Source organism: Hydrogenophaga sp., from assembly GCF_018780075.1.
In the GTDB taxonomy this organism is placed as follows: Bacteria; Pseudomonadota; Gammaproteobacteria; order Burkholderiales; family Burkholderiaceae_C; genus Hydrogenophaga.
On the sequence record NZ_JADMKB010000125.1, the window covers coordinates 1 to 7,426 of the forward strand.

9 protein-coding genes are annotated in these 7,426 nt (G+C 67.7%); 4 read left to right on the plus strand and 5 right to left on the minus strand.

Features of this window, described 5'->3' with window-relative positions; translation table 11 throughout:
- A partial coding sequence (locus IV088_RS20415; protein ID WP_291105746.1) for a TIM barrel protein occupies positions 1 to 449 on the plus strand: 449 nt, incomplete at its 5' end.
- A 116-nt stretch (positions 450 to 565) separates the two neighbouring features.
- On the opposite strand, the gene IV088_RS20420 is transcribed toward IV088_RS20415, so the two are convergent.
- The 3 genes from IV088_RS20420 to IV088_RS20430 form a co-directional block, all read right to left on the minus strand.
- Positions 566 to 1,129, minus strand: coding sequence for a hypothetical protein (locus IV088_RS20420; RefSeq protein WP_291105747.1), 564 nt, complete (start codon positions 1,127 to 1,129; stop codon positions 566 to 568).
- A gap of 126 nt (positions 1,130 to 1,255) precedes the next feature.
- Positions 1,256 to 2,230 (minus strand): tripartite tricarboxylate transporter substrate-binding protein, encoded by a 975-nt coding sequence (locus IV088_RS20425; protein ID WP_291105748.1) that lies wholly within the window; start codon positions 2,228 to 2,230, stop codon positions 1,256 to 1,258.
- 31 nt (positions 2,231 to 2,261) lie between these two features.
- The gene (locus IV088_RS20430; RefSeq protein WP_291105749.1) at positions 2,262 to 3,431 is read right to left on the minus strand and encodes a mandelate racemase/muconate lactonizing enzyme family protein; all 1,170 of its coding nucleotides are present in this window, start codon (positions 3,429 to 3,431) and stop codon (positions 2,262 to 2,264) included.
- Between the two features lie 96 nt (positions 3,432 to 3,527).
- Between IV088_RS20430 and IV088_RS20435 the strand changes: the two genes are divergently transcribed.
- Complete coding sequence (locus IV088_RS20435) at positions 3,528 to 4,433, plus strand: LysR family transcriptional regulator (RefSeq protein WP_291105750.1); 906 nt, start codon at positions 3,528 to 3,530, stop codon at positions 4,431 to 4,433.
- A gap of 1 nt (position 4,434) precedes the next feature.
- On the opposite strand, the gene IV088_RS20440 is transcribed toward IV088_RS20435, so the two are convergent.
- Positions 4,435 to 5,319: a pirin family protein gene (locus IV088_RS20440; protein ID WP_291105752.1), complete on the minus strand. Its 885-nt coding sequence runs from the start codon at positions 5,317 to 5,319 to the stop codon at positions 4,435 to 4,437.
- A gap of 144 nt (positions 5,320 to 5,463) precedes the next feature.
- Positions 5,464 to 6,063 (minus strand): NAD(P)H-dependent oxidoreductase, encoded by a 600-nt coding sequence (locus IV088_RS20445; RefSeq protein WP_291105754.1) that lies wholly within the window; start codon positions 6,061 to 6,063, stop codon positions 5,464 to 5,466.
- 91 nt (positions 6,064 to 6,154) lie between these two features.
- Between IV088_RS20445 and IV088_RS20450 the strand changes: the two genes are divergently transcribed.
- Together IV088_RS20450 and IV088_RS20455 are read left to right on the plus strand one after the other, a co-directional pair.
- The gene (locus IV088_RS20450) at positions 6,155 to 7,093 is read left to right on the plus strand and encodes a LysR substrate-binding domain-containing protein (RefSeq protein WP_367171600.1); all 939 of its coding nucleotides are present in this window, start codon (positions 6,155 to 6,157) and stop codon (positions 7,091 to 7,093) included.
- A 44-nt stretch (positions 7,094 to 7,137) separates the two neighbouring features.
- Positions 7,138 to 7,426, plus strand: a 289-nt coding sequence (locus IV088_RS20455; RefSeq protein WP_291105755.1) for a cation:proton antiporter, incomplete at its 3' end; no start/stop codon positions are given.

Below are 7,426 nucleotides of genomic sequence, written 5' to 3' on the forward strand. Positions count from 1 at the left end.
ACGAGTTCACCACCGCGTGGGACGTGGTCTGCCGCGCCGACTGCCCCAACCTCGGCCTGGGCATCGACTCCTTCCACATCGTCGCCGCCAAGACCCCGCTGGAAGAGATCGACTACCTCGACCCGAGCAAGATCTTCCTGGTGCAGCTGGCCGACTTCATGTGGCAGGAGACCAAGACCTTTGAAGAGCGCATGAGCACCGCGCGCACCTTCCGCGTGTTCCCCGGCGAGGGCGTGCACAGCGAGCAGCTGGTGGAGCTGGTGCAGAAGCTCGACCGCCTGGGCTACGACGGCGACTACAGCTTCGAGGTGTTCAACGACGACTACCAGCAGATGCCGCTGCCCATGGTGGCCGAACGCGGCAAGCGCGCCGCGCTGTGGCTGGCCGAGGATGTGCTGCGCCGCTCGGTGCCGTTGCCGAACCAGATGCGCCTGAAGTCGGTGGGCTGAACGCCTGAGCGACATCACCCAAAAGCAAACCCCGCCAGCGTGCAGCTTGGCGGGGTTTGCTTTTGGGGGCGAGTCCGCTCAGCTTGTCAGCCTGGATGTGCGGCCGCACCGGGTGTTCACGGGATGCTCTGGCAGCCACCCTTGAGCAGGTACTCGGGAGAGCGGGGGCTGAGCAGGCTGGCCGGGTGGTCCGTCATGTCCGAGATCTCGCGCCGGAGCGAGTCGATTTCCCGGTCCGTCATCCATGCCTGGGGTTTGTGGAGGGTTTCAATCGACGGGTAGTGGGCGTGGCCGGCATCGCCGAGCAAGGCCAACAGGAAGGTGGTCCCCCGGCTCAACTGGGCAGCGCGCAGGCTGCTGTCGGTGGCAGCGTAGCGGTGCCAGAGGCCCATTTCGACCAGGGTCGGGGTGTCTTCAGCGCGAATGGGCAAGCGGCAGAACACGCGGGCGACGGATTTAAAGGTCACCTGGAAAGACGGCAGGCCGGGCATCGCGTGGCCCGTGCCCGCCCACTGCATCTCCTTTTCCAGCGCCCGGCAGATCACCCTTGCGCGTTCGCTCTTTTCGCTGGCGCATTTCAGGTCCCGCTGCCAGAGCGATCCCGCCGCGTGCGCGCCGCCGCCGACCAGGGCCAGGGTCAGCAGGCACAGGGTGGCGGTGGATGTCGGGGTCGCGCGCATGCCCGGCATTGTCGCCTCGCCCGATGGCGCCCCGTCACCGGGTCACCCGCGTTGTCCGCCGTCACCACCCCGGTCTGCTCCGCCTGCGCCGCCATGGCGGTGTGATCAGGACTCGGGAACGGGGTTTCAGTCGGCGTACTGCCCGGCCGCCTTGATGACGACCGACCAGCGGGTCAGTTCGTCCTCCACGTACTTCCTGTGCCCAGCGGCGTCCAGTCGGCCGTCGTTCACCACGGACACGCCCAGCGCCTCCTGCTTCTTGACGAAGTCCGGATCTTTCAGGGCCGCGCGCAGCGCGCCGTTGAGCTTACCCAGCACAGCGGCCGGTGTGCCCTTGGGGGCGTAGAGGCCGTGCCAGATCGAGACGTTGAAGCCGGGCAGGCCCGCTTCATTCAGTGTGGGGGCGTTGGCAATGGCCGCCTGCTTCGAGCGCTGCGCTGTGGTGACGGCGTACAGCTTCACCTTGCCGGCTTCGATCTGCGGCACCGCGTTGGTGGCCTGGTCGCACATGATGTCGACCTGACCACCCAGCAGATCGGTCATGGCGGGCGCCGTGCCCTTGTAGGCGATGGTGGTCATGTCGGCCTTGAGGGCGCTCTGCAGCATCAGGCCGCACAGGTGCGAGGCCGAGCCCAGGCCGGCGTGGGCCAGGTTCACCTTGCCGGGGTTGGCAGCGATCCACTGGCGCAGCTCTCCGAAGTTTTTGGCCTCCATGGTCGGTCGCGTGATCACGGTGGAGGGCGACTCGTTGATCAGGCCCAGGTACTCGAAGTCCTCCGGCATCTTGTAGCTGAGCTTGCGGTACAGCGCCGGCGCGGTGGCCATGCCGATGTGGTGAACCAGCAGGGTGTGGCCGTCGGCGCTGGACCGGGCCACCTTGGCCACGCCGATGGTGCCGCCAGCGCCGGCCGCGTTTTCCACGATCACGGGTTGCGGCAGGCTCTTGCGCATCGCCTCGGCCAGGTCCCGGGCGATCTTGTCGCTGGGGCCGCCGGCGGCGAAGGGCACGACCAGGACCACCGGCTTGTCGGGGAACTCGGCCAGGGCGGCGGTGGACAGGGTCGCCAGCACGGCGACGGCACACAGTGGCTGAATCTTCATGGTTTGTCTCCTGCGGGTGGATGGGATCGGATCAGGCCGACAAGGCCTGCATTTCCTTGAACAGATCGGCCTTGCCTTCGAAGCCGATGCCGGGCAGGTGGTCGGGCAGGGTGATGTAACCGCCCTCGACCTTCACACCGTCCGGGAAGCCGCCGAAGGGCTGGAACAGGTCGGGGTAGCTTTCATTGCCGCCCAGGCCCAGGCCGGCCGCAATGTTCAGCGACATCTGGTGTCCGCCGTGGGGGATGCAGCGGCTGGCCGACCAGCCGTGTTCCTTCAACATGTCCAGCGTGCGCAGGTACTCCACGAGGCCGTAGCTCAGCGCGCAGTCGAACTGCAGCCAGTCGCGGTCGGGGCGCATGCCGCCGTAGCGGATCAGGTTGCGCGCGTCCTGCATCGAGAACAGGTCTTCGCCCGTGGCCATGGGGTTCTTGTAGTAGTTGCGCAGGGCCGCCTGCAGCTCGTAGTCCAGCGGGTCGCCCGGCTCCTCGTACCAGAACAGGTCGTACTGCGACAGGGCCTTGGCGTACTGGATCGCGGTGTCCAGATCGAAGCGGCCGTTGGCGTCCACGCACAGCTTCTGACCGTCCTGCAGCACCTCCATGATCGAGTCGATGCGGCGCAGGTCTTCGTCGAGCGAAGCGCCGCCGATCTTCTTCTTGACCACGGTGTAGCCGCGGTCGATGTAGCTGCGCATTTCGTCCTGCAGCTTCTTGTGGTCCTGTCCCGGGTAGTAGTAGCCACCGGCGGCGTAGACGAAGATCTTGCGGTTGGCCTGGCCGTTGCCGTAGCGGTTGGCCAGCAGCTGGAACAGGGGAACGCCCTCGATCTTGGCCACGGCGTCCCAGACCGCCATGTCGATGGTGCCGATGGCGACCGAACGCTCGCCGTGACCGCCCGGCTTTTCGTTCGTGAACATGGTGTTCCAGATCTTGTGCGGATCGAGGTTCTGGCCGCTGTCGTCGATCAACGCATCGGGATGGGCCTCCATCACGCGCGGGATGAAGCGCTCGCGCATGAGCTTGCCCTGGCCGTAGCGGCCGTTGGAATTGAAGCCGTAGCCGACCACCGGTTGGCCGTCGCGGATCACGTCGGTGATCACGGCCACCAGGCTCAGCGTCATCTTGCTGAAGTCGATGTAGGCGTTGCGGATGGGCGAGCTGATGGGCAGGGTTTTTTCTCTGATTTCAACGATTCTCATGGGGGGCTCCAGAAAGAGGAAGGCCTATGATTTCGGAATCCGAGCGCGCTGACCAATGCTGTTTTTCTCTGCTTCAATGCTTTCAAAGCACCGCCCATGAACCTCTCCTGGCTGGACGATTTCGGGGCCCTGGCGGCCACGGGAAACTTCTCCCGCGCGGCCGAAGACCGCCACATGACGCAGCCCGCGTTCAGCCGGCGCATCCGCGCGCTGGAGGAGTGGCTGGGGGTCGAACTGTTTGACCGCAGTTCACAACCGGCGCGCCTGACCGAGGCGGGTGAGTGGTTCAGGGGCGTGGCGCAGGGCCTGCTGGCGCAGGTGGCGCGCCTGCCGGGCGAGGCACAGTCCATCGCCGAGGCCAGCGCGTCCACGCTGAAGTTCGCGGCAACGCACGCGTTGTCGTTCACCTTCATGCCGGGCTGGTTGCGTGGCCTCGAATCGCAGCTGGCGGTGGGGCCTGTGCAGCTGGTGTCGGACGTGATGCACCGCTGCGAGTCGCTGCTGCAGGACAGCAAGGTGCACTTCATCCTGAGCCATGCGCATCGAGGCACCCGGGGGCCGCTGGAGACCGCCGGGTATCCGTCTCTGGTGGTGGGACACGACACCCTGGTGCCCGTGTCGGGCGTCGATGCCCAGGGCCAGGTGGCCCATGCCCTTAGGCCGGACGGCGCCCGGTGCACGCCGCTGCTGGCCTACAGCGACGAGTCGGGGCTGGGGCGGATTCTTCGCGAGGCCAGCGGGGAGCGGTTGGCGCAGTTGAACCTGCAGACCACCTTCACCGCGCACCTGGCTTCCGTGCTCAGGACGATGGCCCTGGGCGGACGGGGCATCGCGTGGCTGCCCATGACGCTGGTGGCCGATGACATGGCCGCCGGGCGTCTGGTCAAACTGGGTTCAACCGAATGGGATGTGGCCCTGGACATCCGCCTGTTCCGGGACAAGCGGGCGCTCGGGTCGGCGGCCGAGGTGTTCTGGCAAGCGGCGTCGCGACACGCCGAATAGCTCAGGCCCGGCGCTCTTCGCCCAGCCGCCCGTCGCGGAAGTCGTTCAGCGCCTGGTAGATCTGATCCTTCGTGTTCATCACGAACGGGCCATACTGCGCGATGGGCTCGTTCAGCGGGCGGCCGGCGATCAGCAGGGCTTTCGCTTCGCTGCCGGCCTCGATCACCACGCCGTCGCTGCCGGCGGTGTTGGCGAGCAGGGCCATGCGGCCGGCCGGCACGCGCTGGCCGCCGATGCTCACTTCGCCCCGGTACACGTAGACGAAGGCGTTGTGCGTGGCCGGCAGCGCCTGCTCAAAGTGCGATCCGCTGGCCAGGTGCAGGTCGAGGTAGACCGGCGCCGTGGTCTCGCGCGTCACGGCACCACCCACGCCATGGCTTTCACCGGCGATCACGGTCACGCTCACACCCTCGGGCGTGGTGAACTGGGGCAGCTCGGCGTTCTTGAAGTCGCGGTACCAGGGCGCGCTCATCTTGTCGCGCCCGGGCAGGTTCAGCCAGAGCTGGAAGCCTTCCATCACGCCTTCTTCCTGCTGCGGAATCTCGGAATGGATCACGCCCTTGCCGGCGGTCATCCACTGCACGCCACCGTTCTCCAGCAGGCCTTCATTCCCGGCGCTGTCGCGGTGCAGCATGCGGCCCGCGATCATGTAGGTGATGGTCTCGAAGCCTCGGTGCGGGTGGTCGGGAAAACCGGCGATGTAGTCGTCGGGGTTGTCGCTGCCAAAGGCATCGAGCATCAGGAACGGGTCCAGCCGGCGCTGCAGGTCTTGCGTGAGCACGCGGGTGAGCTTGACGCCCGCGCCGTCGGACGTGGGCTGCCCCGCGATCAGCCGCTCCACGCGGCGTGCTTGCTGGACGCTGGGGGTGGTGAGGGTGAGGGTCATGGCAGTCTCCTTGTGAAGTGGGGGGCGGGGTGAACTTCTCCGAAGCGCGGCGCCCCCACTCAGAACGCGGCGGAACCGGCTCCGCCGGGCCGCTCGCGTTGCCCCCTGGAGGGGGTCGCGCGCAGCGCGGCGGGGGTGGTCAGATCAGGCGAGGGCAGCTTCAATGTCCTGCTCGGCTTGCGCAAAACCCTTGGCAGCCGCTTCGGGGCCCATGGCCAGGCCTTCGGCGTAGATGAAGCGCACGTCGGTCAGGCCCAGGAAACCCAGCACGGCCTTGAGGTAAGGCACCTGCGAGTCGTTGGGCGTGTCGCGGTACAGGCCGCCGCGCGCCAGGGCCACGTACACCGTCTTGCCGGTGAGCAGGCCTTCGGGGCCGGTGGCGGTGTAGCGGAAGGTGGTGCCGGCGCGGGCAATGGCGTCGATCCAGGCCTTGAGCTGCACCGGCACGCCGAAGTTGTACATGGGCACGCCGAGCACGATGGTGTCGTGCGCCTGGATTTCGGCGATCAGCGCGTCGTCCAGCGCCACGCGGGCGTTTTGTTCGGCGGTGCGCTGGTCGGCCGGGGTGAACAGGGCGCCCAGGGCGGCTTCGTCCAGCACCGGGTGCGGCGCCACGGCCAGGTCGCGCAGGGTGAACGTGGCGGCGGGGTTCGCGGCCTTCAGGCGTTCCACGACGCTGTTGGCGACCTTGGTGGAGTTGGCGCCTTCGCGGCGGGCACTGGCGTTGATTTGCAGGATGTTCATGGTGATGTCCTTGGTGAAGGTGAGTCGATGGGGTGACTTTACGGGGCATCAATCACCTTGAAAATCCCTTGAAATGGATATGATTGTTGCCATGATGGAACAATCAAGCGCCGAACACGGCATCGACCCCAACGACCTGCTGATCTTTGCCCGCGTGGCCGAGCTGGGCAGCTTCAGCCGCGCGGCCGAGCGCCTGGGCCTGCCCAAATCCACCGTCTCGCGCCGGCTGGCCGCCCTGGAGCAGCGCATGGGCGAGCGCCTGCTGCTGCGCACCACGCGCCGCCAGACCCTCACCGAATTCGGCCTGCAGCTGTTGGAGCACGCGCGCCAGGTGGTGGCCGAGCTGGACGCCGTGGGCCTGCTGCGCGAGCAGCGCCAGGCCACGCCCAGCGGGCGGCTGCGCGTGTCCATGCCGGGCGACTTCGCCCACATGGTGCTGGTCGAGAGCCTGGCCGCCTTCATGGCGCTGCACCCCGCGATTTCGCTGGAGCTGGACCTCTCGCCGCGCCGGGTCGATCTGCTGGGCGAGGGCTTCGACGTGGCCATCCGCATGGGCGACCTGCCCGACGACGCGCTGCTCGTGGCCAGCAAGCTGGCGGTGTTCACTCACGGTCTCTACGCATCGCCCGGCTACCTGGCCGAACACGGCGACCCGCAGACCCCGGACGACCTGGCCGGCCACGTTGCCGTGCGCCTGCTGCGCGGCAACGGCGAGCCCGCCGGCTGGACACTGATGCAGGGCGAGCAGCGCTGGACGGGCGTGCCGGCCGGGCGCGCCAGCGCCAACTCGCCCGAGATGCTGATCCGCCTGGCCAGCGCGGGCGCTGGCATCGCTGCCGTGCCCGACCACTATGCCGTGGCCGACGTGCGCGCCGGCGGGCTGCGCCGCGTGCTGCCCGGCTGGGAGCTGCCCAGCAACACCGCCTGGGCGGTGTACCCGGGGCGCAAGCTCATGCCGGCCAAGACGCGCGCGTTCGTCGACATGCTGCAGGTGGCGCTGCGCGGGTGCAGTGAACCACCGGTGGTCTGATCCACTCAGCCCATCTGCAGAACGAACAGGACCAGGACCCGACCATGCCGCACAACGTTTCCCTCATCAACACCATCGCCGCGGGCCTGGGCCTGGCGCTGATCTTCGGCTTCATGGCCACGAAGCTGCGGCTGCCGGCGCTCGTGGGCTACCTGCTCGCGGGCGTGGTGATCGGCCCGTTCACGCCCGGGTTCGTGGCCGACGCGGAGATCGCGGCGCAGCTGGCCGAGATCGGCGTGATGCTGCTGATGTTCGGCGTGGGCCTGCACTTCTCGCTGGACGACCTGCTCTCGGTGCGCAAGATCGCGCTGCCCGGCGCGGTGGTGCAGATGG

Bases quoted from the DNA above. Each gene is read 5' to 3' on its own strand.
- IV088_RS20440 (WP_291105752.1), bottom strand. From the start codon at position 5,319: ATGACCCTCACCCTCACCACCCCCAGCGTCCAGCAAGCACGCCGCGTG.
- IV088_RS20420 (WP_291105747.1), bottom strand. From the start codon at position 1,129: ATGCGCGCGACCCCGACATCCACCGCCACCCTGTGCCTGCTGACCCTG.
- IV088_RS20425 (WP_291105748.1), bottom strand. From the start codon at position 2,230: ATGAAGATTCAGCCACTGTGTGCCGTCGCCGTGCTGGCGACCCTGTCC.
- IV088_RS20450 (WP_367171600.1), top strand. From the start codon at position 6,155: ATGATGGAACAATCAAGCGCCGAACACGGCATCGACCCCAACGACCTG.
- IV088_RS20430 (WP_291105749.1), bottom strand. From the start codon at position 3,431: ATGAGAATCGTTGAAATCAGAGAAAAAACCCTGCCCATCAGCTCGCCC.
- IV088_RS20435 (WP_291105750.1), top strand. From the start codon at position 3,528: ATGAACCTCTCCTGGCTGGACGATTTCGGGGCCCTGGCGGCCACGGGA.
- IV088_RS20445 (WP_291105754.1), bottom strand. From the start codon at position 6,063: ATGAACATCCTGCAAATCAACGCCAGTGCCCGCCGCGAAGGCGCCAAC.